The sequence below is a fragment of the Cellulophaga sp. RHA19 genome (genome assembly GCF_002813425.1).
GTDB lineage: Bacteria > Bacteroidota > Bacteroidia > Flavobacteriales > Flavobacteriaceae > Cellulophaga.
Genome location: NZ_PHUL01000001.1, coordinates 2,734,394 through 2,759,457 on the forward strand (window position 1 = coordinate 2,734,394; position 25,064 = coordinate 2,759,457).

Here is a 25,064-nt window from a genome sequence, read left to right on the forward strand (position 1 = left end):
TTTTTATTTTTTGCTGTTGAAATAGATTTTCTTTTTTAAAATTTAATTTTACCTTTAGGCAAACAACCTACGCCATGCGCCGATTGAAAAAGATACTAAAAATAACAATCCCAATCTTAGGATTGTTATTCTTGGGACTTTGTATTTTTCTTTACTCCTTAACTCCTGTTTATGAAGGGGAGAACGATTTAAAAAATTTATCAGAAAAAGTAAATGTCTATTATGATAATTACGGTATTCCTCATATTTATGGAGCTACAGAAAAAGATGCAATACGCACACTAGGGTATGTGCATGCGCAAGATAGGTTGTGGCAAATGGAATTACTTAGACGTATTGGAGCAGGAGAATTATCAGAAATTTTTGGTGAAGACTTAGTAGAAACAGATAAACTGTTTTTAGCGTTAGGAATAGATGATTACTCTAAAAAAACTGTAGCTAATTTAGATCCAAATAGTGACTATGTAAAGCTTGCAGAGGCTTATTTAGATGGTGTTAATCAATTTATGGAAGAAGGTCCAACTCCGGTAGAATTTTATCTTACAGGAGTAGATAAGCGCCCTTTTACACTTAAAGATATACACAATACCATTGGGTATATGGCTTTTAGTTTTGCTATGGCACACAAAACAGACCCGTTACTTAGCAATATTAAAAACAAGCTTGGCGCTGCTTATTTGCAGGATTTATCTATAGATACGGAACCAACATCAACCTATATTAAAAATTATGATCCTTTAAAAGATACACTGCAGCTAAATTTAGCTAGTAAATTAGCCTCTGCATTAGAAAAGCTGCCAGTGCCACAATTTGAGGGGAGTAACAGCTGGGTTTTATCACCAGATAAAACAAAGAATGGAGCTGTAATACTGGCAAACGATCCGCACATTGGGTTTTCACAACCTACCGTTTGGTATGAGGCGCATTTGAGTACGCCAACCTATAAAAAATACGGGTACCATTTAGCAGGAGTTCCTTTTCCTCTATTAGCACACAACAGACAGTTGGCCTATGGTTTAACAATGTTTGAGAATGATGATGTAGATTTTTATTACGAGGAAACTAATCCGCAAGATACTACAGAATACAAAACAGAAAACGGCTGGAAAAAATACACTTACAAGGAAAAAGTTATAAAAGTAAAGGGAGAAGACGATGTTAAATTCACACTTAAATTTACAAGGCATGGAGCTGTATTAAACGGTTTAGCTGCAAGTGTAGCAGGAGAAAGTCCAGTGACAATTTCTTGGATATACACACAGGTAGATAATAAATTACTAAGTGCCTTATACGGAATGTCCCATTCTGAGTCTATGAGTACTTTTAAGCGTCATTTAAGAGATTTACACGCACCTGGCCTTAATATTATGTATGGTGATGCAGATGGTAATGTAGCTTGGTGGGCAACTGCTAAACTTTATACAATGCCAGATAGTACCAATACAAAGTTAATTTTAAATGGAGTAAGTGGAGAGCAAGAGCGAGGAGATTTTTTAGATTTTTCTGAAAATCCACACGCAGAAAATCCACCTTGGGAGTTTGTGTACTCTGCCAATAACCAGCCAGATACTATTAATGGAAGATTTTTTCCAGGATATTACTTACCAGAGAACAGAGCAAAACGTATAGAGCAGCTTTTAAAACCTAAAAATGACTGGGATAAAGAGTCGGTTTCTAAAATGATTACAGATATTACTTCTTCTGTAGATCCAATGGTTGCTAAAAATATGTCTAAAAATATAGATATTAGTAATTTAACAGATGATGATATTAAGTTGCTAGATAAGCTAACCAATTGGGACGGCAGTGCCACCACAAGTAGCATAGAATCTAGTATTTACCAACGTTGGGTATTTTTTATGCTTAAAAATACATTTAAAGATGAGTTGGGTGATGAGCTTTTTAAACAATTACTAACTACACATTTTCATAAGCGACTAATTGCACCCTTGGTAAGCAACAAAGCTTCTATTTGGTGGGATAATGTAAGCACAACCAAAGTAGAAACTGCAGATGACGTTTTTCAGGCTTCTTTTGTAGATGCTCTAACCTCATTAAAAACACAATTTGGCACAAATACAGATGTATGGACGTGGGGAAAAATACACACACTAGAACACGAGCATCCTATTGGCAAAGTAGCATCTTTAAGAAAATATTTTAATGTTGGTCCTTTTCCTGTAAATGGTACAAAAGAGGTTATAAATAATATGGGTTTTACGTATAGCGGAGATAGTGTGTACAGAGTAACTTCAGGGCCATCTACACGTAGAATTATAGATTTTTCTGATATAGAAAACAGTATAAGCATACTACCAACAGGGCAATCTGGTAGTCCGTTTAGCTCGCATTATAATGACCAAGCTAAAATGTACTTAAAAGGTGAGTTTCGCAAAATGATGATGAATAAAGAGGAGATTATAGCAACAAAAAAATCTTTATTAGTTTTTAAGCCAGAAGATAAGTAGAGCAGGATCTTATATGTGTATTCATATTAAAATATACAAGCGTTAACTTTTAGATTATTTTTCTTACTTTTAAGAAAAATAAAATTGAATGCTTACAAAGGTTTTTGGTAGTGCTGTTTTTGGAGTAGAAGCTACAACAATTACAGTAGAAGTTAATATTAACAAAGGTATTGGCTACCATTTAGTAGGTTTGCCAGACAATGCAATAAAAGAAAGTAACTACAGAATTGCTGCTGCTTTGCAGAATAACGGTTACAAAATTCCAGGTAAAAAAATAACAATAAATATGGCTCCGGCCGATTTACGTAAAGAGGGTTCTGCGTACGATTTAACACTTGCTTTAGGAATTTTAAGTGCATCTGGACAAATAAAATCAGACAACATAGAAAAGTATTTAATAATGGGAGAAATTTCTTTAGACGGAAGTTTGCAACCTATTACTGGTGCTTTGCCAATAGCTATTAAAGCTAAAGAAGAAGGTTTTGAAGGATTTATATTGCCTAAACAGAATGTAAAAGAAGCTGCAATAGTATCTGGATTAAAGGTGTTTGGAGTAGAAAATATTACAGAAGTAATAGAGTTTTTTGATAAAGATGTGCCTCTAGAACAAACTATTGTAGATACGCGAGAAGAATTTTATAAAAGTTTAGAGTTTCCAGAGTTCGATTTTTCTGATGTTAAAGGGCAAGAAAGCATTAAACGAAGTATGGAAATTGCTGCAGCAGGCGGACATAACATTATTTTAATAGGTCCTCCAGGAGCAGGAAAAACAATGTTAGCCAAGCGTTTACCATCTATTTTGCCTCCAATGACACTACACGAGGCTTTAGAAACCACTAAAATACATAGTGTAGTAGGTAAAATTAAAAACGCAGGATTAATGAATCAGCGTCCGTTTAGAAATCCACACCACACCATTAGCTCTGCTGCTTTAGTAGGTGGCGGAAGTTACCCGCAACCAGGCGAAATATCTTTATCTCATAACGGAGTTTTATTTTTAGATGAGCTGCCAGAGTTTGAGCGTAAAGTGCTAGAGGTTATGCGCCAACCAATTGAAGATAGAGAGGTAACTATTGCTAGAGCACGTTTTACGGTAACCTATCCAAGTAGTTTTATGTTGGTTGCAAGTATGAATCCTAGTCCGGGTGGTTATTTTAACGATCCAGATGCTCCAGTAACATCTTCACCAGCAGAAATGCAACGGTATTTAAGTAAAATATCTGGCCCCTTGTTAGATCGTATAGATATACATATTGAAGTTACTCCTGTTCCTTTTGAAAAACTATCAGAAGAACGAAAAGGAGAAAGTAGTGTGCTAATTCGTAAACGTGTAACCGCTGCTAGAGAAGTGCAAACCAAACGTTTTGAAGCCTTAGAAAACATACATTATAATGCGCAGATGAATACCAAGCAAATACGTGAGTATTGCGCTTTAGATACAACTTCTAAAGAATTATTAAAAACAGCTATGGAGCGTTTAAACTTATCTGCTAGAGCGTATGACAGAATTTTAAAAGTAGCAAGAACAATTGCAGACTTGGCTAATTCTGATGCTATTTTAGGAGATCACATTTCTGAAGCTATACAATACCGTAGTTTAGACAGAGAAGGGTGGTTGGGGTAAGCTTAATCAATCTTAAAAAAACAGAACACTTTATTTAATATTTGTCACATTTTAGGTACAATAAACTTATAAGTTTTTTATCTTTCAACTAAAATAACCAACTTACAGAATGATAAAAAAATGGTTTAAAAACATTGGTCCAGGTCCGCTAGTTGCTGCAGCTTTTATTGGTCCAGGAACCATAACGGTATGCACGTTAGCTGGTGTAAATTTTGGATTTGCTTTGTTGTGGGCTATGGCACTTTCTATAGTTGCTACAATTGTTTTACAAGAGATGTCTGCTAGAGTAGGTATTGTATCTCAAAAAGGACTCAGCAATATTATACGTACAGAAATTAAAAATCCAATTTTAAAATGGTTTACTATTCTGCTTATACTTTCTGCAATTGTTATAGGTAATGCTGTTTATGAGGCTGGTAATATTAGTGGTGGTATATTGGGGTTAGAGGCACTTTTAGGAGAATCTTATGTAAGTTTTGGTAGTTTTTCTTTTAATTACTTAAGTATATTAATGGGTGTAATTGCTTTTGTTTTACTGTTTATTGGTAATTATAAGGTTTTAGAGAAAGCACTAATTTCTTTAGTAATAGCAATGAGTTTGGCTTTTTTAATTACTGCAATTATTACCAAACCAGATTTAATAGCAATTTTAAGCGGTATTTTTAAGCCCAGTTTACCTAAAGACGGGTTATTAACTGTTATTGCTTTAATAGGAACAACTGTTGTGCCTTATAATTTATTTTTACACGCTTCATTGGTTAGTGAAAAATGGAAATCTGTTACAGACTTGCAATATGCTCGTAAAGATACTATTGTTGCCGTAATTTTAGGAGGTGTGGTATCTATGTGTGTTATAATATCTGCTGCTGCAATACAGGGTAGTGACATTAACTCTGCAGCCGATTTAGCCAAAGGACTAGAACCTTTGTTTGGTAGTTTTGCAAAGTACTTTTTAGCTATTGGTTTGTTTGCAGCTGGTATTACTAGTGCAATTACAGCTCCATTAGCTGCTGCCTATGTTACTTGTGGTTGTCTGGGGTGGTCTACAAATTTAAAATTTTCAAAATTTAGAACTGTTTGGATGCTTATTTTGTTTTTAGGTGTTTTGTTTTCTTCATTAGGAATTAAACCTATTGACATTATAAAATTTGCTCAAATAGCAAACGGAATTTTACTGCCAATTATAGCTGCTTTTTTATTGTGGATAATGAATAAAAAATCGGTTTTGGGTGTATATAAAAACAATGTTTTTCAAAATACATTAGGCTTTATAATTCTTGCTATTAGTATTTTACTATCTGTAGCAACTTTAAATAAAGTGTTTTCTTTAAATTTATTTTAATGGCAGTAAAAACAATAGATATTAATGTAGATGTTGGTGAGGGTGTAGGTAATGAGTCGCAATTGATGCCTTTTATTTCCTCATGTAATATTGCTTGTGGTGGTCACGCTGGTACTATGGATTTAATGAAACATATTGTACGCTTGGCAAAAATAAATCACGTAAAAATAGGTGCACATCCTTCTTTTCCTGATAAAGAAAATTTTGGAAGAGTGGCAATGGAAATTAGCAATGATAAGCTGTTAAACTCCATACAAAAACAATTACTAAACTTACTAACTGTAATTGTAGAGGAGAAAACAGTATTACACCACATTAAGCCACATGGCGCTTTGTATAATTTGGCAGCTATAGACGAAAACATTGCAAAAGTGGTTGTAAAAGCTGTAAAAAGTATAGATTTACCTGTAAAATTATATGTTCCTTACAATTCAGTAATTGAAAAAATAGCAATAAAAGAAAATTTAAAAATTAAGTACGAGGCATTTGCAGATCGTAATTATAATGATGATTTAACACTGGTTTCTAGGTCTCAAAAAAATGCAGTTATAGTAGATTTTGATAATTTATTTAGTCACGTTTACGGTATGTATACCAATAAAACTGTAATAACGGCTCAAGGTTCTATAAAGAAAATAATGGCTGATACATTTTGTCTGCACGGAGATAATCCTAATGCTGTAGAAATTATGAAGCAGTTAAAAAATAAATTGAAGAGTTTAAATATTGATGTTGCTTAAGATATTATGACTAACGTAAACTATAAAATATTTGGAGACACTTCTATTTTGGTAGAATGGGAGCAAGTTATAGCAAAAGATATTTTGTATGATGTATTAGCGTTTAAATTTAAAATTGAAGCAGCTTACACATCCGGAATTCAAGTTACAACGGCATACAATTCTCTTTTAATAGTTTTTGATGATTTTAAAGTTGATTTGTCTGATGAAATTGAAAATTTAAAACAAATATACCTTCAGAAAAGAAAAAAAACAGATTGTAATAGTATGCTTTGGAAAATTCCTGTTTGTTATGAAGATGAATTTGGAATAGACCTTAAAGAAATTGCTAAAGAGAAGAATACATCAGTAACCAAAGTAATAGAATTACACACAAAAACAGTGTATACAGTATATTTTATTGGGTTTTTACCAGGTTTTTTGTATTTAGGCGGATTGCCAAAAGAGTTAACAATGCCAAGAAAAGCAACGCCTAGGTTAAGAGTAGAAAAAGGTGCTGTGGCAATAGGAGGTAACCAAACTGGTATTTACCCAGTAGAAAGCCCAGGAGGTTGGAATATTATTGGCAACTCACCACTTTCTTTTTTTAATGCAAACAAAGATGTTCCTTGTTTTGCTAAAGCAGGAGATGCTATTCAGTTTCATTCGGTTACAAAAAAGGAATATGATGATATTAAAACTTTAGTTAATGCTAATGTTTTTTTAATAGAAAGTGATATTTACAATGGTTAAGGTATTGCAAACAGGTTTTTATACATCGGTACAAGATTTAGGTAGATTTGGCTATCAGCAATACGGAGTACCTTACGCTGGTGTTATGGATAAAAGAGCTGCTATGTTGGCTAATTCTTTGTTAGGAAACACTACAAATGCAGCTGTTTTAGAGTTTACAATGACAGGACCAAAGCTTCAGTTTTTGTGTAGTACTAGAATATGTATTACTGGAGGAGATTTTCAGTCAAAATTAAATAACATACCAGTAAGTAATAATAGTGTAATTGTTGTAAAAAAGGATGATATTCTCTCTTTTGGAGTGAAAAAGAGTGGTTTTAGAGGTTATATTGCTGTTTTAGGTGGATTTTTAACTGAAGTTGTGATGAAAAGTAGAAGTATGTTTAAAAACGTTACTCAACATCAAACCATACAAAAAAATCTCCTTTTGTCTATTGATAGTGTTGAAACTCTAGAAAAACAATCAAACGCTAGTTTAGCTGTAAATAATGTTTATTTAGATGAGAAAATCATTAAAGTTTACAAGGGTTCTGAGTTTTGTAAGTTAAATGCTCATCAACAAAAAAAACTATTAAACACTGTGTTTACGGTATCTAAAAATAATAGTAGAATGGCATATCAACTATCAGAACTGGTAGAGAATAGATTAGAACCCATAATAACCTCTGTGGTTTTGCCAGGAACAGTACAGTTAACTCCGTCTGGTCAACTTATAATTTTAATGAAAGATTGCCAAACAACAGGTGGTTACCCAAGAGTGTTACAACTTACAAGTGCTGCTATAAGTGTGCTAGCTCAGAAATTTACAGGAGACGAAATTGCTTTTGAGGTGATTTAGAGTTATATGTTAAGAATCAAGTGGCAAGAAAATAGAAAAGATAAAAAAACAAACAATAGTAAAGAGTAGAAGAAGTTAAAAGGCTATCAAAAATGACAGCCTTTAACTAATATAATTATTTTAGAATTACTTTTTTTGTAAAGCTTTTAGTTTCATTTTTTGGCTTAAACTGAACAAAATATATTCCTTTTTTTAAACCAGAAAGAGATACCTCTTTTGTTGAATTTTCACCTAGAAATAAGCTTTTAACAATTTCTCCGTTAAAATCAAAAATTGTTATATCGCAGTTGTTTAAACTGGATCTAATTTTAAGAATATCTGTAGTAGGGTTAGGAAAAATAGAGAAGCCGTTATCTTTTTCTAAACTATTGTCTTTAGATGTAGTTTTTGATATAGCACTTAATGTATTGGTGTTATTCCAAGTTGCTTTGTACCAACCGCTTCCCCAACCAGAACACCAAAATGTGTTTTCGTCCTTATTATCGGGTTTAATATCTGTAATAGAGTGTGCGTGTGCTAAATTTTTGTTGGCTTTAATCCATGAGTTTCCTCCGTTTTTAGATATATAAATGCCTGGGTTTTTGTGTTGTGGAGATCTTGGGACTGTAACAGCAATAATTTCAGGGTTAATTGGAGAAGTCTCGGTTTGCCAAACATAGTTTAAATCAAATATTTTTTTCCAAGTTTGTGCATTGTCTTTACTTCTCCAAACACCTCCTGAATTATTATTTGTAGACCCTTTTACTCCGCATGAGATGTAAATATCTTTTGTAGTTTTATCTATATGTACATTATTTACAGATTTTATGGAAGATGGTAATGTATTTATTTTAGTCCATATTTGGGCTTTATTGTTAGTTCTGTATAACCCACCATTTACACCTTTGTATAAATTTGAAGCAGCATAAATTATGTTACTATTTGTAGGGTGCATCTCTAATCTTCTTATACTAGATTTAGCTGGTAAACCATTATTTTTTAAAGACCAACTTTTTCCTCCATCTGTGCTTTTGTATACACCATACTTACTAAAATTAGTCACTGGAGTACCTTCATTAATTTCTGAAGGACTGTATCTCATAAGTGTAAAATATATAGTTTTTGCAGACACAGGATCTATCATTAAAGAAGAACTGTAAAAGTGCTGAGACGATAGGTTTGTGTCAGGATAATCAATAGGAGTACTTATATTTTCCCAAGTTTTTCCGCCATCTTTAGATCTTCTAAATTTATCTCTGTGTTTTTGTCTAAATTGTAGTGTGTATATTATATTGGGATTGTTAGGGTGTACTGCTAAAGTTGCTATAGAATGTGCTCCGTTTGTATTATTTTGACCTTCTAATTGGGTTGTAGCAACTTTATTAGAGTTTGCAAACCTACCTAAGCCTGTAGATTTCCATAATCCGTGTTCTCCGCTTAGAAAAAGTTTTCTGTTGGGAATTCCGGTTTCAAGATAAATATATCTACCAGGGAGATTACTACCTCCTTTACCTATCCATGATTTACTGCCGTAAAAAGTTTCATCATCATCAATCTGTTTCCACTTATTTTCACCATTAGTAAGTTTAAGTACTTGTTGGTCTAAGCTAGTAAATACGTTCCCTTCTACATCAATAGACATAAACCTACATCCCCAAATTTCTTCTCTTTCATCCATATTTTTTTGTATGTGAGCAAATTTGGTATTACTACCAGATACTTTTACTGCTCTGCTATTCCAGTAATTTTGGTCTGTATTATTTTTCCAATATTTTCCTGTTCTAGCAATAGGAAACCAAGTTTGTCCGCCATTGTTTGTTTTCCAGATGTCTCCAGGACCAAAAGAAAAGTCATGTTTTACATTGTGAGAAACGTAGATCTGGTTTGAGTTTTTTGGGTTGACAACTATTCTATTATAGTTTTGCAATATATTTTTAGGTAAATTATTACTTACATCAGAAATATTAATTCCTAACCATTTAGCAATAGACCTTTTATAGTAATATTTTGTAGGATTACTAGTTATTTTAGTTAAGTTTATACCTAAATCTCCTGTTATTGAAGTCCAACTTTTACCACCGTCTGTGCTTTTGTAAATACCACCTTTAGAAGAAAATGTATTTTCAGATTTGTAAAAACTAGTTTGATCTACTAAAAATAAAGTGAATTTATTTGTTTCCTTATTATAATGAGATGTCATATCTCTAGGAAGGTTATTAGGTAAGCCATTATTTTTAGCCAAAGTCCAACTTTCTCCCTTGTTAGAGCTTAAATAAAGGCCTGTATTTGCAGCCATTATTACGTTATTGGTGTTAGTTGGATCAACAATAATTTTAGCTACAGCAAGTTTTGCAGGAAGTCCGTTTGTAATTTTTTTCCATGTAGAGCCTTTATTAGTACTTTTATAAATATGGCCTAAAATAGCTTTGGGTCTAAAAGTACCTCCAGTTTTATCATTAGCGGTTCTATGAAACCTTTTAGAATCCCAAAAAGTTCCTGCTCCAATATACCAAATATTGTCATTTTTTGGGTCTACAGCTATTTCATTATGTGCTCCACCTAAATTAAAATTTGTTTTTTTCCAACTTCTTCCTTTGTTTGTTGTCTTATATAGTCCAGCGAGTTCATCAGTTGCAAAGCCTAAATTTGGATTTTGTCTAGAAAATTCAACATCATAAGTTCTTCCCATATCAAATCCTTCTCCATCATAATCTTTAATAGTTTGCCATGATTTTCCACCATCAAAGGAACCGTAGCCATTAAACATATCTGGAGCCATTAAAATAGTATTTTTATCCGTAGGGTGATTCCAGAAAAATTCGCAATATCCAGACATTCCTGGACCAAATTGAACCCAATTTATAGAATTGGTAGAAATTACTTTTTCTGTTCGTAGTTTATTAAAATAAGCGGCATTTTGTGCATAAGATATATTTATACACAAAAAAGTAAACGCATATAATAGTTTAATAAATAAGAGTTTTTTCATCATAGTAAGTAGTTATTTATAAGTGGTTAATAGTATTATTGACCTTTATTCTAAAAAATATTATAGGATATAAGTCTTGATGTACTATATATAATACAAGCTATAAATGTATGAATAAATCTATTTAAAAGTAAGTTTATTATTACAAATAAATATTTATGATATATATTTATTGTGAGAAGATATTACTATGTTTAGTATTATAATTGTATTTAAATTTTAAGAGCTAGTCTTTACTATATAGTGGTTGTTCTTAGTAGGAAATGAAAATATATTGTTTTTAACTTAAATATATAAAGTATTCATAATTTTTTCTATTAAACGCTGTTTTTCTTACAATAAGTAGTATTTTCCGACTAATTAGAAATTAGTTTGCTAAATATGTTAAGAAATACATTTCTTATAATAATAACATTATTAACTTTTTACAGTGCGTTTGCACAAAAAGATTCCATAAATATTTACAAAGTGCTGTATGAGAGAATTTTAACTATTGAAGAAGGTAGAAAACCTTTTATAGGTGTTTATGAGCTAAATAAATTTGTAGAGCTAAATAAGTCTATTTACACAAAAAAAAGCAAATCAAAAATTACAGAAGTTGTAATTACAGATGAAGATGACGATTCTAGATTTACTTTTACGCCAACTGGTAAAAATATTAGTACGTTATTTAAGGACTATAACAATGGCACCTTTTATTCTAAACATGAAGTTGCTTACAAGTATTTTGTTGTTAAGGATAGTCTAAATATTTTTAATTGGAGCATTCAAAATAATTCAAAAGAAATTTTAGGTTTTAAATGCCAATTAGCAACAATGGACTTTAGAGGTAGAAAATATGAGGCTTGGTTTACATCAGATCTACCTGTAGGTGGCCCTTATAAATATGATGGCTTACCAGGTATGATTTTAGAACTGAAATCTATAGATAACTTTATATCTTTTAAACCTATAAAAATTAAAAATACTAAGCTAAAATTAGCTACTTTAGAAAATCCTTTTGATACAAAAGATGCACTAACTTGGCAGGATTATAAAGACTTGTACAAGAAAAAAGCAATAGAACTTTTAAGTTATAGACCTAATGAAAATACTGGAGGTGTAGTATCTTCTAGAGGTGGTATTGAATTATATATAGATGAAGACGACAAAGAGTATAATGATGCACTAGATAAATACCATAAGAAATTTTCTAAAAAATAATACCACACACAACTTTTGAAAAATTTCCTTTGTTCTAAAATTTTACTAGTACTATTCCTTTTATTGAGTAGTATAGCATTAAGCTATTCACAAGTAATGAAAGGTACAGTTACTACTAGTGATAATACACCTATAAACGCACAAATACTACTAAAAGAACCTAATGCTAGTGTAATTAAAGAGTTTGTACTTGTTACTAAAGGAGCGTTTACTTATAAACTTAAAAAAAGTTACTCTACTAATAGTTTGTTTTTAACTGTTAAAGCCACAGGGTATACAGCTTATACAGAAGAGATAAAAGGATTAAAACCATTAGATACATTAACTTTTAAGTTTGTATTGTTTAAAGAAAAGATTGAATATTTAGATGAAGTTGTAGTTGAAAAAAAGAAAGCATTTACAATAAAAGAAGATACTGTTACCTACAATGTAGATTCTTATGCAGATGGTACAGAAAGAAAAGTAGAAGATTTACTAAAGAAACTTCCGGGTATAGAGGTTGATAGTGGTACGGGTAATATTAGTTACAGGGGTAAATCTATAGAAACTGTTACAATTGAAGGAGATAATTTGTTTGATTACAATTATACTATAGGTACTAAAAATATAAATATAGACTTAATTGAAGAAATTGAAGCTATAGAAAATTACTCTGAAAACAAACTTTTAAAAGGGATTGAAAATAGCCAAAAAGTTGCTTTAAATTTAAAACTAAAGAAGAATAAAAGTGATATTTCTGGTAGTGTAGATATTGGGTTGGGTGGTTTTACCAAGTCTAAAAAAAGCCCGCTAGATGTATCAACAAATTTATTGGCTATAAATAAAATACATAAATCTTTTGCTGTAGGTACTTACAATTCTATTGGTGAGAATTCGTCTCCTTTTAATTATTCTGGTAATCAAATTACGCAGGAGCAGTTAAAGGATGAAAATTACCATACTCAAAATATAATTCCAGAATATAATATTAATCAGGTTACTAATAACAATTTATCAAATCAAAATAGTCAGTTGTTTACTAATTTTAATAGTATTTATAAATTAAATGACAAATTAAAGGCCAAAGTAAATTTATATTATTTGTCAGATAAAATAAACAGTAACCAGTTCTCAGAAAGTTCTATAATTACTGGGGATGAGCAGTTTGCAATTTTTGATGATAATTATATAAACAAAAAACCTTTGCATTACAGAGGAGATTTAGAATTAAAGTACAACACATCTAAAACTTCTTTGTTAGAGTATAACGTTAGTTTTAGGGATGAAACGATAGATACAGAATATAGAACTATATCTAACCAAGAGAATGATTTTAATTCACTACTTAATACCCAAAATAAATTGTTTAAACAGAACTTGGAGTATACCAACAAGGTGTCAGGTAACAAGGCTTTACAGATTAACTTGATAAACTCTTTTAATAAATTAGATCAAAGTTTTACCATTAATCCTTCTGTTTTTAATACAAAAAAATTTAATAGTGATATACAAAGTAATTCTTCTAAAAAATACTACACGGATTTTAAAACAGTTTTGTTAGGTAAAAGCAAAAACAACAATAAATATAGTGTTTTAGTAGGGTTTAATTTAGATAAAGAAACTTTTTATTCTAATTTAATTAGCAAAAATAACACTCAACAATTAGCAGTTGATGGTAGTTTAAATGATATCAATTTTATTAAAAATAGTATATACACTCAAGGGTCGTATAATTGGAAAATAGGAAAATTTTCTATTTCACCAAAACTCTCTTTTCAACAACTTTATCAGGAGTTAAAAGGCGCTACAAACCCATTAGATGATATTTTTATTTTTGAACCTTCATTATCAGTGATGTATAAGTTTAATTTAAATTCGTATTTAAATTTGAATACAGGTTTTAATCAAAACACACAGAAAATTCAGAATGTATTTGAGAACCAAGTTTTAATTAGTAATCGTATGGTAAAAAATAATATACCTGATATTACAACACGAAAAAATCAAAAATATAGTCTTATGTACTCTAAAAATGATCTTTTTAATCAGTTAACATTATCTTTTGGAGTGGATTACTTAAAGCAAAAAGGCAATTATTTTTCAAATACAGATATAAATGAAAACGCTATAAAAACAACAAGTTTTTTTCTGAATGAATACACAGATAATACTAGTTTTTTCTTGAATTTTTCAAAATTAATCCCATCAATAAAAACCAATTTCAAAATTTCATCAAACTATTCAATTTATAATTATAAAAACATCATTAATAATTCAGGTTTGAGAGACAATAAAGCTCTTTATTTGTTTAATAGTCTTTTCTTAAAAACCGCTTTTAATTCATCAATTAATTTTGAAAATATAACGAAGTTTACTTATCAAGAAACCGTAAATCAGAGTTCATTTGTAAATAAGTCTTTAGAAAATAATTTTAAACTACTGTTTAAACCATCAAGATCCTTATTTAGTACTGTTTCTTATAACTACTTTATTCCAAATTTTACAGATAAGGGTACAACCAATTCATTCTTAAATTTTGATGTAATGTATAGACCAGAAAATAAAAACTGGCAATTGGGATTAAAAGGGGTTAATTTATTAAATAACACTTCATTTATAGAGAGAAATGTAAATGAATTTTCTATAAATTCTCAAAAAACGAATTTATTTGGTAGATATCATTTACTTAGTTTTATGTATTCATTTTAATTCTTAATAAAAGCATTTATTAGTAGTTGATAAAACTATCTAAAACCCTTCAAAAACACCAAGACCAAATAAAGCAAAATCGTACTTAGATGGGTCTTTTGAGTCTAATTTTCGTAAGCTTTTGTCTAGTTCTGCTAAGGCTTTAGCATCATTTTGTTTACGCTTTAATAACCCCAATTTACGAGCAACGTTGCCAGAGTGTACATCTAATGGGCAAGATAGTAGTGCAGGATCTATGGTTTTCCAAATACCAAAATCTACTTTGCTACTAGCATCACGTACCATCCAACGTAAAAACATATTAATACGTTTAGCGGCAGAACCTTTTAAGGGATCAGATATGTGTTTTGTTGTACGTTTTGGGTGTTCAATCTCAAAAAAGGTAGCTTTAAATTTAGAGATTGCGGTTTGCAAGTCATTACCTTGGGTGTGTTTAGCAAAGAGAGCCTCTAAACCACCGTGATTTATATAAATATTACGTAAACTCTGTACAAAAAAAGTAAAATCGGTTTCATTAAATGTACGGTGCACAAAATCTTTAAAGTTACCCAAATCGTCATCAGAATGGTTTAAAACAAAATCGTGAGGAGAGTTGTGCATAAGAGCCATCATTTTATCCGCATTTTTAATAATACTCTTACGGTTTCCCCAAGCTATAGTTGCCGTTAAAAAACCAGCAATTTCTATATCTTCTTTTTTTGTAAAACGATGCGGAATTTGTAACGGATCTGACTCTATAAAATCTGGATTGTTGTATTGTACAACCTTAACATCTAAAAACTCTTTTAACTCGGCTTTTGTCATTATTCTATAGGAAGTTCTAAAAGTTTAATAAGTGCTAAAGGTAAAAACAGGATAAAGTTGTGACAAGCGTGTAGTGCAATAGACCAAATTAGTCCAAACTTAACTCTAATAAAACCAGCAAAAGCACCTAAAACCAATTGTGGAGCTACTAAAAATGGAGATAACGCTAATGCCATTGGTGTAATTTCAAAATTACTAATGTGTACGGCACCAAATAATAAAATAGATACATATAAAGCTATTTTAAACCTTTTGGTTTCTTTAAAAAAAGCAAGTGGACCTCTAAAAAGTAATTCTTCAAACAAAGGAGCAACTATAACAATTAATAAAAATAGCATAGGAGTAGTATAGTCGTCCATAGCAGAGCTTAAAGCGTGCTCGTTAGGCCCTAAAATACCTGTAGTTTCCCAAATAGAGTTAAAAACAACTATGCCAATACCTATTAATAATCCCCAAAAAAGTATTTTTATAAAAGATATAAATCTGTATCCAAAATCTGTGTTTTCATCAGGAGTATTGGTTGGATTTTTTAAAAACTGGTAAACTATTTTTAGCATATTATGTTGTTATTTGTCCGTCTACCATTACCAATTTTCTATCTGCCATATCAGCAAGTTCTTCATTGTGTGTTACAATCACAAATGTCTGTCCAAATTCATCTCGTAATTTAAAAAATAATTTATGAAGGTTATCAGCGCTTTCAGAATCTAAGTTACCACTAGGTTCATCAGCAAAAATAATAGAAGGATTGTTTATTAAAGCTCTTGCAACAGCAACACGTTGTTGTTCCCCTCCAGATAATTCGTTAGGTTTATGTTGGTATCTATGAGAAAGCCCTAGAAAGTCTAAGAGTTCTTTTCCTCTTTTTTCTGCTTCCTCTTTAGGTGTTTTTTTTATGTAAGCAGGTATACAAACATTTTCTAAAGCAGTAAACTCTGGTAATAGTTGATGAAACTGAAAAATGAAACCAATGTTTTCATTCCTAAACTTAGCTAACTCCTTATCTTTTAGTTTTGTAACATTTGTGTTTTTAATTAATAACTCACTAGAAGATGTTTTAGAAATAACATCTAGAGTTCCTAGTATTTGTAATAAAGTTGTTTTACCAGCACCAGAAGAGCCAACAATAGAGACAATTTCTTTTTCTTTAATATGAAGATTTACACCTTTTAAAACCTGAAGTTTCCCGTAAAACTTTTGAATATTTTTAGCTTTTATCATTCCTTGTCTTTTTCGCTGATGAAAGTACTCATTAGCGTTGATATGGCAAAAATAAATAAAAGAAAGCGGTATTCAATTTTAATACCTATTTTTGAAATAGAAGAGTCTGTTTTAGTTAAACAAGGACTTTATCAACCCAAAAACAAGTATAAAACACAATATATAGATGTCTTTTTATAAAAATTTTGAAGAATATAATTTAGAAGCAACCGAATCTGTAAAAGAAAAATACGCTAAAATTATTGAAGGTGTAGGCGAAGATGTAGAAAGAGAAGGTTTGGTAAAAACACCAGAAAGAGCAGCAAAAGCTATGATGTTTTTAACGCAAGGTTATGAGCAAGATCCGGTAAAAATATTAAAAGCTGCAATGTTTAAAGAGGATTATGATGATATGGTAATTATTAAAGATATAGAATTATACTCTTTATGTGAGCACCATATGTTGCCTTTTTTTGGTAAAGCACACGTAGCATATATACCAAACGGACATATAGTTGGATTAAGTAAAATACCTAGAATTGTAGATGTTTTTGCAAGAAGGCTACAAGTGCAAGAACGTTTAACACATGATATTTTAGAATGTTTAAATAATACCTTAAAGCCACAAGGAGTTGCAGTTGTTATAGAGGCATCGCATATGTGTATGATGATGCGTGGCGTACAAAAACAAAACTCTGTAACCACAACATCTGGTTTTAGAGGGCAGTTTGAGAAACAAGAAACACGTAATGAGTTTTTAAAGTTAATAAGCTCAGACTTATCCTAATAAACACTGGCATTACTTTTGTATATTAGTAGATAACATTAACTATTTTAATATGACAAATAAAAAAAATACAAAATACAGAGACTTACTCTTAGGTCTTCTTTTTGATGCTATAGGAATGCTTTCATTTTCTGTTTTAGGAATAGGAGAGTTTTCAGACGTTGTTTGGGCGCCACTTTCTTTTTGGTTAATGACCAGAATGTATAAAGGTACTGCTGGTAAAGCAGCTGGTATGGCATCTTTTGTAGAAGAATTAATACCTGGCACAGATTTTATACCTTCATTTACTATTATGTGGATTTATACTTATGTTATAAGTGGGTCTAAATTAGGAGAAGTACTAGAAAAAAAATAGTATGAGTAAAAAAATTATACCATTTATTGTAATATTCTTCTGTTTATTACTAATTTTAATGCACTTACTTACTGCAGACTTTAACAATTTAAGCATAGGATTTTATGTAGGCATCATATCAGCTTTGGTAGTGTCTGTTGCTATGTTTTTTAATATTAGAGCAAGAAATAGGGGTGAAATTGAGTAATAATTTGATTTTATAATTAGTTTGAAAAGAAGAAATTTTGTTAAAAAGGCTACTTTAACTACTATGGCAGGTATTATTGGAGCAGATATTGTTTTTGGTTCTAAAATGCCAGAAAATTACCAACCTTTAGCCATACAAGATACAGACCCGTTTACCTTGTTTAATTTAGATAAGGAAATGGTTGTTTTAAATGATAAACCTTGGAATATTGAAGCTAAAGCACATTTGTTAGATGAGAAAGTAACATCTAATAAAAATATGTTTATCAGAAATAACGGAATTCCGCCAGAAGATGTAGATATATCTGCATGGACACTTACCATAGATGGCGAATCTGTACAACAGAAAAAAACTTATACTTTATCAGAATTAAAATCAAAATTTAAACAATACACTTACCAACTTACGGTAGAGTGTGGTGGTAATGGTAGGTCTGAATTTAATCCGCCAGCAAAAGGTAACCAATGGACCGTTGGTGCGGTATCTTGTGCAAGCTGGACAGGAGTTAGACTTAAAGATATACTTGATGATGTAGGTATTAAAGATTCTGCAGTTTATATTGGGTACCACGCTGCAGACTCACATATTAGTAGAGATCCTAATAAAGAGCCTATCTCTAGAGGCGTGCCTATGCATAAAGCATTGCAAGATGAAACTTTGGTTGCTTTTAAAATGAACGGTAAAGATATACCAGCAGCTCACGGTTACCCTTTACGCTTAGTTTGTGGTGGTTGGCCAGCATCTACATCTGGTAAATGGCTAAATGGTATTAGCGTAAGAAACAAAGAACATGATGGGGCTAAAATGAAAGCTCCGGCATACAGAGTGCCTAAAAACCCTGTAGCTCCAGGAGAAAAGGTTAAAGACGAGGATATGAAAATTATAGAGTCTATGCCTGTAAAATCTTTAATTACTTACCCTAAATCTGGAGCAATGATAAATTTAGGAAAAAAACTAAACATTCGCGGACACGCTTGGGCAGGAGAGTTAGAGGTGGTTAAAATGGAGTTTTCTATAGATTTTGGTGCTACCTGGCATACTTGTACTGTAGAAAAACCTGTAAACAGGTTAGCGTGGCAGCATTTTAATGCAGTAATCGCATTTCCAAAAAAAGGATATTATGAGGTTTGGGCTAGAGCAACAGATGTAAATAATGTAGCGCAGCCAATGCTTGTACCTGGCTGGAACCCTAAGGGGTATTTAAACAATGCTTGTCATAGAATAGCTGTAAAAGTGAAATAATGAGCGAAGAAAACAAGTTTAAAAATCAGGCTAAACAAGTATATAGAATGCTTATTATGGTGTGGTGCATAGTACTTTTAGGAGTAGTATTTGCAATTTATGCGCTTGTAGACCCTAACTTATCAGCATTTAAGACTGATGAGGAATTACAACCTGTTGTAGTAGAAAACACCATTGAAGAAGATGATTGGGACAAAATTGAAAATGGTATACACTTAAGAACAGGTTTTGTAGAGGATGAAGGGGTAATGACTGTAGTTAATAATTGTACTAGCTGCCACTCGGCCAAAATGGTTACTCAGAATAGAATGACAAAAGAGCGTTGGATAGCCACAATTAGATGGATGCAAGAAACTCAAAACCTTTGGGATTTAGGAAATAATGAAGAGATTATAGTAAACTATTTAGCCAAAAACTATGCACCCAAAAGTATGGGCAGACGTGCTAATTTAGAAAATATTGATTGGTATCAATTGAATTAGCTATAGAACTAAAATGTTTGTTTGATAATAAAAAGTTACTCTTTTAAAAAACGTCCTAAACCTAATCTTGATAGCATCTTTTTTTCAAAAGCCCAAAAGAATTTAAACTGACCAAACAACCAACCAAAAGCAACAAGTAGTATTTGATATATTGGAAATATGATTAATATGCGGACTGTCCAATATAAAATTGAAAAATACCAATCTGAAGGAAAAATTTCTCTTGTAAAGCCTATAAAGTCCAAAAGTGGTCTTGCAACTTTTAAAGATGAAGATCCAGTTACGGCAAATACAATAAGTATCATAACAATGGCGAAATTAGAATCTATTCCCCAACGTTGTTTTAATTTTTCCATAGTAGCATTTAATCGATCGCAAATATAATAGCTTATATGCGAGGAACAAAATGACCAAGACGTTGATTGTATTTTCTTTGAAAATAAATGAAGTAATTGTATAGTTTGTAGTTTACTTCATAGCCATAATCTATGTTTGCTGAATAGTTAATTTGCATTTCATATAAATTAGGGTCGTATCTAAAAGGTTGTGTAGCTCTTTGGTTCCATTCTGTTACATATAAACGGTTTCTTGTTTCTAAATAACTCTGAGAATAAAATTGCTCTGGCCTAGCAAAACTAACTAACCAGGCATTAAAACCAGGATCTATTATTATAATTTCGTATTCAGATTCTTCATCAGCAATTACAACTGATTCTCCTTCTTTCTGATTAAAAACATTTTTTTCTGCTTCTGATATAGCAACTACTTCTTTAGTGCTTGTGCAATTTGTAAATAGGATAGAGGTAAGTAGTAAGCCAATTAAATATAGTGTCTTTTTCATAACTTCTGTATTTATTCTAATATACAAAAAAAAGCCACTTGATTTTTTCAAGTGGCTTATATATGTTTGTTAAAGTGTGCTTATTTTCCGAAAAGTCCGCCTAAAAGACCTCCAATTCCAGAACCTCCACTTTTGTTTCCGCCAAGAACCATACCTGCAACATCATCTAAAATGCTACCATCTCCGTCAGAATCTAAAAAAGACTCAATTAAAGATTGCTCTTTATTGCTGTTTTCATCACCTCCTAGTAAACCTCCTAAAAGATTTCCTATACCGTTAGACTCAACAACATTTTCATTTCTTGCTTGTTTACCTAAAACACCCATTAAAAGTGGTGCAGCAACTTTTAAAATAGTAGCAACAGTATCAGAACTTACACCAGCTTTTTGGCTTAGTGCATTTTCTACCTGTGGTTGTTTTGCTCCTAATACGTGATTTAAAATTCCCTGACCATCGTTCATAACGTTGTCATCTACACCTCCGCCAAATAAACCACCTAGGTTATCTAAAATGCTACCATCATGCTTATTTGTTAAAGCACTCATAAGTCCTTGAGCACCTTCTGGAGTAGCTGTGTTTTTTTTCATTGCACCCATTAATAAAGGTAGTGCCATACTTAGTACACCTGCTGTTTTTTGCTCAGATTCTCCTGCTTGACCTGCAACACCTTTTATAATTTGTGAACCTATTGGGCTATTTAATAAATCTAATAATCCTGACATCTGTTTTGTTTAGTTAATGTTTAATAATGCTTCAATTTACAAAAAAAAAGAATGATATTATAGAATAACCGATAATCTGCAATTATTTAAGCAAAGTAGTAATTTTTGAGGCTAATTCTTCACCAATTCTGTCTTGTGCTTCTTTAGTTGCTGCCCCAATATGCGGAGTTAAAGAAATTTTTGGATGCATTAATATTCTAATCTCAGGATTTGGTTCGGACTCATACACATCTAAACCAGCAAAAGCTACTTTATTTTCTTCTAAAGCATCAACTAAGGCAACTTCATCTAAAGCACCACCACGAGCAGCGTTAATAATACCAACTCCATCTTTCATTTTGTCAAAATCACTATCACCAATAGTATATCCTTTTTGTGCAGGAACGTGAATAGTAATAAAGTCAGCTTCTTTTAAAAGCGTGTCTTTGGTAGTGTTTTTAAAGTTAAAAGAAACCGATTGCCCATCAAAAAAAGGAACAGAAACAGTAGCTTCTTCTACTTCAGTATCATGGTAAATAACCTTCATACCTACACCAAGTGCAATTTGTGCAGTAGCCTGACCAATTTTACCAAAACCAATAATACCAATGGTTTTTCCTCTTAACTCAACACCTTTAGCATAGGCTTTTTTAAGCTGTTTAAATTTACTATCGCCTTCTAAAGGCATAATACGGTTGGCATCATATAAATAACGAACACCATTATATAAATGAGCAAACACAAGTTCTGCAACAGAGGCAGATGAAGCTGCAGGTGTATTAATAACGTGTAGTCCTTTTTCTTTGGCGTAAACTACGTCAATATTGTCCATACCAACACCACCACGACCAATTAACTCTAAAGTAGGGCAGTTGTCTATAATATCTTTACCTACTTGTGTAGCGCTACGCACTAACAAACCTGCAATTTTATTTTCGTTTATGTAATTAGCAAGCTGTTCTTGTGCAACATTGGTTGTAACTACTATAAAACCAGCTTTTTCTAATGCGTCTATACCATTTTGAGATATACCGTCGTTTGCTAATATTTTTTTCATACTTAATCTTAATTATTTATAACAGCTTATGCGTTTCTTTCTAAATCGCTCATAACATCTACAAGTGCACCAACACTATCTAATGATAATGCATTGTACATAGAAGCTCTATAGCCACCAATAGATCTGTGACCGTTAATACCGTTAATGCCTGCTTCTTTACACATTGCATCAAAAGAATCTTTTAGTTTTTCATCAGTTAAAGTAAAAGTAGCATTCATATTAGAACGGTCTGCTTTATCTGCGTATCCTTTAAATAATGGGTTTAAATCTATTTCTGAGTATAATAACTGTGCTTTTTTATTATTTATTTCTTCAATAGCATCAATACCTCCAAGGTCTTTAAGCCATTGCATAGTTAGCATAGATGTGTAAACAGCAAAAACAGGAGGAGTGTTAAACATACTGTCTTTACTAATATGTACTTGGTAGTTTAACATAGAAGGTATTTGTCTTGTTACTTTACCAAGAATATCTTCTTTAACAACAACTAGAGTTGTACCAGCCGGACCCATATTTTTTTGTGCACCAGCGTAGATTAAATCAAATTGAGAAAAATCTAATTTACGAGAAAATATATCAGAGCTCATATCGCAAACCATTGGAATTTTAGTTTTAGGAAACTCTTTAATTTGTGTTCCAAAAATGGTATTGTTAGAGGTAAGGTGAAAATAATCTAAATCTGCAGGAACCATATAGTTTTTTGGTATGTAGTTAAATTTTTTGTCTTTAGATGATCTTACTTCAACTATTTCTCCAAATAATTTTGCTTCTTTAATAGCTTTGTCACTCCAAGTACCTGTATTTAAATACCCTGCTTTTGTTTCTAATAAATTATAAGCTGTCATTAAAAACTGCATACTTGCACCACCTTGTAAAAACAATGCTTTATATCCTTTATCTGTAAGGCCTAAATGTTCTAAAGCTAAAGATTGAGCTGTTTCCATAACAGCTACAAAATCTTTACTGCGGTGAGATATTTCTATTAAAGATAATCCTGAACCATTAAAGTCTACAACAGCTTCTGATGCTTTAAGTAATACTTCTTGTGGTAAAATACAAGGTCCTGCGCTAAAATTATGCTTTTTCATTTGTATGTGTTTTGTTTGTAATTGGTTTGTTGGCCAATTAATGTTTAGAGAGATAGGTAATTAATTGTTAATTAGCAGCTTATCTCTTTATTAAAATTGTTTAAATATAAGGTAAAGGTCTAAATTTTATAACAATAGACCTTTTAAAATTGTAATTAATTCTAGGATGTTTTCAACAAGAATTTAACAGTATCTATATTATCTGCATAATCTGTTAAGCTAGGTTGTTGTGTTTGCCCAAAAGCAACTTCAGTATCTAATAAGCCATTTGCAACTACGCATTGTATTTTATCTTCATCATTCTTTAATTTCTCTTTTAAGGAGTCTAAAGAGTCGTAATACTCATAAAAAACAGAAGAAATAGGTGAGGCGTAGCTTTCATCTTCTTTAATCATTAAAAAACCATTTTCTAAAATATTAAATTCGCTCATTAAATACACAGCTTTGTTATAGTCGTAGTTGTTTGCGTATTTTACGTGGTGTATAATATCTTGTTTAGGATACATTGCTTTAAAAAATGCATCAAAATCATAGCCCTTTGGAACAAATAGTTTGGATACACTTCTGCAACCTAATCCATAATATCTAAAAATATCTTCACTAAGGTTTTCTAGTTGTTCTTTGGTTTCGTTGCCTGTTAAAACTGCAACAGAATTTCTATTTTTTCTGATAATATTTGGCTTTTTACCAAAGTAATGCTCAAAATAACGAGCAGTATTATCGCTTCCGGTAGCAATAACGGCATCAAAACCTTCTAATTTTCCATCTACATACACAATAGAATTAGCTAGTTCTGGTAATTGTTTAATTAAGAATGAAGAAACAAAAGGTAATAGTATTTTATCGTTTGAAGATAACTTAACTAAAGCAGTATTACCACTTAATATTGTAGCTAAAAAATCATGAAAACCAACAAGCGGAATATTACCAGCCATTATAATAGCTATGTTGCTGTTTTTTATAGAGTTTAAGTCATAAGATTTAAACCAATTGTTTAACTCTTTTTTAGTTAGTAATTTGCTCCAACTATTAATACAAAAAAGAATGTTTTCTTCTGTAAACCAACCATTGTGTAAGCTAGCTGTGTGTATTGCATCTTGTAGTTTTATAATCCACTCGTTTGTGTTTTCTTCTTGTTTTTCTGAGTTTGCATATTCGTAATAATCTGCAAACAAAGTTCCTAATTTAGAAAAAGCAACTATTCTATCTTCAAGTTTAGCCATTTTATTTGTATAGTGATTTAATAGGGTTTACCTTTGTGCAAAAGTAGATATACTGATTAAATATCAGTCTAAAAATTGATATAAATTATGGCAATAATAATAACAGACGAATGTATTAATTGTGGAGCTTGTGAGCCAGAATGTCCAAATACAGCAATATATGAAGGTGCAGACGATTGGAGATATGCAGATGGTACGTCTTTAGAAGGCACAATTGTTTTACCAAATGGTAAAGAGGTTGATGCGGAAGAGTCTCAAGAGCCTATTAGTGATGAAATTTACTATATATCTCCTGATAAATGTACGGAGTGTAAGGGTTTTCATGAAGAGCCACAATGTGCTGCTGTTTGTCCTGTAGACTGTTGTGTACCGGATGAGGATATTGTAGAAACTGAAGAAGAATTACTAGGTAAGCAGCGTTTTATGCATCCAGAAGATTAAGATTTTAAACTTATTTAATATAAAAAACGAGGACTAATTGTCCTCGTTTT

At 31.5% G+C, this 25,064-nt stretch carries 24 protein-coding genes; 14 read left to right on the forward strand and 10 right to left on the reverse strand.

Translation table 11 applies throughout. From position 1 onward, the window contains the following. Window positions 1-74 precede the first annotated feature (74 nt). The 6 genes from AX016_RS12100 (at window position 75) to AX016_RS12125 (ending at window position 7,744) form a co-directional block, all read left to right on the forward strand. Window positions 75-2,468 (forward strand): penicillin acylase family protein, encoded by a 2,394-nt coding sequence (locus tag AX016_RS12100; protein ID WP_100895855.1) that lies wholly within the window; start codon window positions 75-77, stop codon window positions 2,466-2,468. An 88-nt stretch (window positions 2,469-2,556) separates the two neighbouring features. Next, on the forward strand, window positions 2,557-4,092 hold the full coding sequence (locus AX016_RS12105) for a YifB family Mg chelatase-like AAA ATPase (protein ID WP_100895856.1): 1,536 nt from the start codon (window positions 2,557-2,559) through the stop codon (window positions 4,090-4,092). Between the two features lie 109 nt (window positions 4,093-4,201). Next, window positions 4,202-5,434, forward strand: coding sequence for an Nramp family divalent metal transporter (locus tag AX016_RS12110; protein ID WP_100895857.1), 1,233 nt, complete (start codon window positions 4,202-4,204; stop codon window positions 5,432-5,434). Next, on the forward strand, window positions 5,434-6,174 hold the full coding sequence (gene pxpA, locus AX016_RS12115) for a 5-oxoprolinase subunit PxpA (protein WP_100895858.1): 741 nt from the start codon (window positions 5,434-5,436) through the stop codon (window positions 6,172-6,174). The genes AX016_RS12110 and pxpA overlap by 1 nt, the downstream gene beginning before the upstream one ends. Window positions 6,175-6,180: 6 nt before the next feature. Beyond that, window positions 6,181-6,906 (forward strand): 5-oxoprolinase subunit PxpB, encoded by a 726-nt coding sequence (pxpB, locus tag AX016_RS12120; RefSeq protein ID WP_232732622.1) that lies wholly within the window; start codon window positions 6,181-6,183, stop codon window positions 6,904-6,906. Continuing rightward, window positions 6,887-7,744 carry a biotin-dependent carboxyltransferase family protein gene (locus AX016_RS12125; protein ID WP_232732623.1) on the forward strand — a complete coding sequence of 286 codons (858 nt, stop codon included), beginning with the start codon at window positions 6,887-6,889 and terminating at the stop codon, window positions 7,742-7,744. Before pxpB ends, AX016_RS12125 begins: the two co-directional genes overlap by 20 nt. A gap of 115 nt (window positions 7,745-7,859) precedes the next feature. Here the strand turns inward: AX016_RS12125 and AX016_RS12130 are convergent, their stop codons facing one another. Next, window positions 7,860-10,715 carry a VPS10 domain-containing protein gene (locus AX016_RS12130; protein WP_100895861.1) on the reverse strand — a complete coding sequence of 952 codons (2,856 nt, stop codon included), beginning with the start codon at window positions 10,713-10,715 and terminating at the stop codon, window positions 7,860-7,862. 378 nt (window positions 10,716-11,093) lie between these two features. Between AX016_RS12130 and AX016_RS12135 the strand changes: the two genes are divergently transcribed. Then, window positions 11,094-11,915, forward strand: a complete 822-nt coding sequence (locus AX016_RS12135) for a GLPGLI family protein (RefSeq protein WP_100895862.1) — start codon at window positions 11,094-11,096, stop codon at window positions 11,913-11,915. 96 nt (window positions 11,916-12,011) lie between these two features. Continuing rightward, a complete protein-coding gene (locus tag AX016_RS12140) occupies window positions 12,012-14,603 on the forward strand; it encodes a hypothetical protein (RefSeq protein WP_100895863.1) in 2,592 nt (863 codons plus the stop codon). 39 nt (window positions 14,604-14,642) lie between these two features. Here the strand turns inward: AX016_RS12140 and AX016_RS12145 are convergent, their stop codons facing one another. From AX016_RS12145 to AX016_RS12155, 3 genes are read right to left on the reverse strand one after another with little or no spacing between them, the layout of a single operon-like run. Further along, window positions 14,643-15,407 (reverse strand): TIGR02757 family protein, encoded by a 765-nt coding sequence (locus AX016_RS12145; protein WP_100895864.1) that lies wholly within the window; start codon window positions 15,405-15,407, stop codon window positions 14,643-14,645. After that, window positions 15,407-15,964, reverse strand: a complete 558-nt coding sequence (locus AX016_RS12150) for a CPBP family intramembrane glutamic endopeptidase (RefSeq protein WP_100895865.1) — start codon at window positions 15,962-15,964, stop codon at window positions 15,407-15,409. The genes AX016_RS12145 and AX016_RS12150 overlap by 1 nt, the downstream gene beginning before the upstream one ends. Window position 15,965: 1 nt before the next feature. Then, window positions 15,966-16,628 carry an ABC transporter ATP-binding protein gene (locus AX016_RS12155; protein WP_100895866.1) on the reverse strand — a complete coding sequence of 221 codons (663 nt, stop codon included), beginning with the start codon at window positions 16,626-16,628 and terminating at the stop codon, window positions 15,966-15,968. 166 nt (window positions 16,629-16,794) lie between these two features. Here AX016_RS12155 and folE point away from each other — a divergent pair, with 166 nt between their 5' ends. The 5 genes from folE to AX016_RS12180 are packed head-to-tail and all read left to right on the forward strand — an operon-like array spanning window position 16,795 to window position 19,660. After that, the gene (gene folE, locus AX016_RS12160; protein WP_100895867.1) at window positions 16,795-17,394 is read left to right on the forward strand and encodes a GTP cyclohydrolase I FolE; all 600 of its coding nucleotides are present in this window, start codon (window positions 16,795-16,797) and stop codon (window positions 17,392-17,394) included. 52 nt (window positions 17,395-17,446) lie between these two features. Beyond that, on the forward strand, window positions 17,447-17,749 hold the full coding sequence (locus AX016_RS12165; RefSeq protein ID WP_100895868.1) for a hypothetical protein: 303 nt from the start codon (window positions 17,447-17,449) through the stop codon (window positions 17,747-17,749). A gap of 1 nt (window position 17,750) precedes the next feature. Beyond that, complete coding sequence (locus AX016_RS12170) at window positions 17,751-17,936, forward strand: hypothetical protein (RefSeq protein WP_100895869.1); 186 nt, start codon at window positions 17,751-17,753, stop codon at window positions 17,934-17,936. Between the two features lie 21 nt (window positions 17,937-17,957). Next, window positions 17,958-19,178 carry a sulfite oxidase gene (locus tag AX016_RS12175; RefSeq protein WP_100895870.1) on the forward strand — a complete coding sequence of 407 codons (1,221 nt, stop codon included), beginning with the start codon at window positions 17,958-17,960 and terminating at the stop codon, window positions 19,176-19,178. Beyond that, a complete protein-coding gene (locus AX016_RS12180) occupies window positions 19,178-19,660 on the forward strand; it encodes a monoheme cytochrome C (protein ID WP_100895871.1) in 483 nt (160 codons plus the stop codon). The genes AX016_RS12175 and AX016_RS12180 overlap by 1 nt, the downstream gene beginning before the upstream one ends. A gap of 35 nt (window positions 19,661-19,695) precedes the next feature. Here AX016_RS12180 and AX016_RS12185 read toward each other — a convergent pair whose 3' ends face one another. The 6 genes from AX016_RS12185 to AX016_RS12210 all read right to left on the reverse strand — a co-directional run bounded on the left by AX016_RS12185 (window position 19,696) and on the right by AX016_RS12210 (window position 24,573). Next, window positions 19,696-20,016, reverse strand: a complete 321-nt coding sequence (locus AX016_RS12185) for a DUF6787 family protein (protein WP_100895872.1) — start codon at window positions 20,014-20,016, stop codon at window positions 19,696-19,698. A 32-nt stretch (window positions 20,017-20,048) separates the two neighbouring features. Beyond that, window positions 20,049-20,501 carry a DUF6146 family protein gene (locus tag AX016_RS12190; protein WP_100895873.1) on the reverse strand — a complete coding sequence of 151 codons (453 nt, stop codon included), beginning with the start codon at window positions 20,499-20,501 and terminating at the stop codon, window positions 20,049-20,051. Between the two features lie 80 nt (window positions 20,502-20,581). Then, on the reverse strand, window positions 20,582-21,223 hold the full coding sequence (locus AX016_RS12195) for a DUF937 domain-containing protein (protein ID WP_100895874.1): 642 nt from the start codon (window positions 21,221-21,223) through the stop codon (window positions 20,582-20,584). Between the two features lie 82 nt (window positions 21,224-21,305). After that, window positions 21,306-22,259: an NAD(P)-dependent oxidoreductase gene (locus AX016_RS12200; RefSeq protein ID WP_100895875.1), complete on the reverse strand. Its 954-nt coding sequence runs from the start codon at window positions 22,257-22,259 to the stop codon at window positions 21,306-21,308. A gap of 26 nt (window positions 22,260-22,285) precedes the next feature. After that, window positions 22,286-23,350 carry a 3-phosphoserine/phosphohydroxythreonine transaminase gene (gene serC, locus AX016_RS12205; RefSeq protein ID WP_100895876.1) on the reverse strand — a complete coding sequence of 355 codons (1,065 nt, stop codon included), beginning with the start codon at window positions 23,348-23,350 and terminating at the stop codon, window positions 22,286-22,288. 161 nt (window positions 23,351-23,511) lie between these two features. Next, a complete protein-coding gene (locus tag AX016_RS12210; RefSeq protein ID WP_100895877.1) occupies window positions 23,512-24,573 on the reverse strand; it encodes an acyl-CoA reductase in 1,062 nt (353 codons plus the stop codon). A gap of 87 nt (window positions 24,574-24,660) precedes the next feature. Here AX016_RS12210 and AX016_RS12215 point away from each other — a divergent pair, with 87 nt between their 5' ends. Then, window positions 24,661-25,014, forward strand: a complete 354-nt coding sequence (locus AX016_RS12215; protein WP_100895878.1) for a 4Fe-4S dicluster domain-containing protein — start codon at window positions 24,661-24,663, stop codon at window positions 25,012-25,014. Window positions 25,015-25,064 lie beyond the last annotated feature (50 nt).

Coding starts and splice junctions, on each gene's coding strand:
- AX016_RS12100 (WP_100895855.1), top strand. CDS start 75: ATGCGCCGATTGAAAAAGATACTAAAAATAACAATCCCAATCTTAGGA.
- AX016_RS12105 (WP_100895856.1), top strand. CDS start 2,557: ATGCTTACAAAGGTTTTTGGTAGTGCTGTTTTTGGAGTAGAAGCTACA.
- AX016_RS12110 (WP_100895857.1), top strand. CDS start 4,202: ATGATAAAAAAATGGTTTAAAAACATTGGTCCAGGTCCGCTAGTTGCT.
- pxpA (WP_100895858.1), top strand. CDS start 5,434: ATGGCAGTAAAAACAATAGATATTAATGTAGATGTTGGTGAGGGTGTA.
- pxpB (WP_232732622.1), top strand. CDS start 6,181: ATGACTAACGTAAACTATAAAATATTTGGAGACACTTCTATTTTGGTA.
- AX016_RS12130 (WP_100895861.1), bottom strand. CDS start 10,715: ATGATGAAAAAACTCTTATTTATTAAACTATTATATGCGTTTACTTTT.
- AX016_RS12135 (WP_100895862.1), top strand. CDS start 11,094: ATGTTAAGAAATACATTTCTTATAATAATAACATTATTAACTTTTTAC.
- AX016_RS12140 (WP_100895863.1), top strand. CDS start 12,012: ATGAAAGGTACAGTTACTACTAGTGATAATACACCTATAAACGCACAA.
- AX016_RS12145 (WP_100895864.1), bottom strand. CDS start 15,407: ATGACAAAAGCCGAGTTAAAAGAGTTTTTAGATGTTAAGGTTGTACAA.
- AX016_RS12150 (WP_100895865.1), bottom strand. CDS start 15,964: ATGCTAAAAATAGTTTACCAGTTTTTAAAAAATCCAACCAATACTCCT.
- AX016_RS12155 (WP_100895866.1), bottom strand. CDS start 16,628: ATGATAAAAGCTAAAAATATTCAAAAGTTTTACGGGAAACTTCAGGTT.
- folE (WP_100895867.1), top strand. CDS start 16,795: ATGTCTTTTTATAAAAATTTTGAAGAATATAATTTAGAAGCAACCGAA.
- AX016_RS12165 (WP_100895868.1), top strand. CDS start 17,447: ATGACAAATAAAAAAAATACAAAATACAGAGACTTACTCTTAGGTCTT.
- AX016_RS12170 (WP_100895869.1), top strand. CDS start 17,751: ATGAGTAAAAAAATTATACCATTTATTGTAATATTCTTCTGTTTATTA.
- AX016_RS12180 (WP_100895871.1), top strand. CDS start 19,178: ATGAGCGAAGAAAACAAGTTTAAAAATCAGGCTAAACAAGTATATAGA.
- AX016_RS12185 (WP_100895872.1), bottom strand. CDS start 20,016: ATGGAAAAATTAAAACAACGTTGGGGAATAGATTCTAATTTCGCCATT.
- AX016_RS12190 (WP_100895873.1), bottom strand. CDS start 20,501: ATGAAAAAGACACTATATTTAATTGGCTTACTACTTACCTCTATCCTA.
- AX016_RS12195 (WP_100895874.1), bottom strand. CDS start 21,223: ATGTCAGGATTATTAGATTTATTAAATAGCCCAATAGGTTCACAAATT.
- AX016_RS12200 (WP_100895875.1), bottom strand. CDS start 22,259: ATGAAAAAAATATTAGCAAACGACGGTATATCTCAAAATGGTATAGAC.
- serC (WP_100895876.1), bottom strand. CDS start 23,350: ATGAAAAAGCATAATTTTAGCGCAGGACCTTGTATTTTACCACAAGAA.
- AX016_RS12210 (WP_100895877.1), bottom strand. CDS start 24,573: ATGGCTAAACTTGAAGATAGAATAGTTGCTTTTTCTAAATTAGGAACT.
- AX016_RS12215 (WP_100895878.1), top strand. CDS start 24,661: ATGGCAATAATAATAACAGACGAATGTATTAATTGTGGAGCTTGTGAG.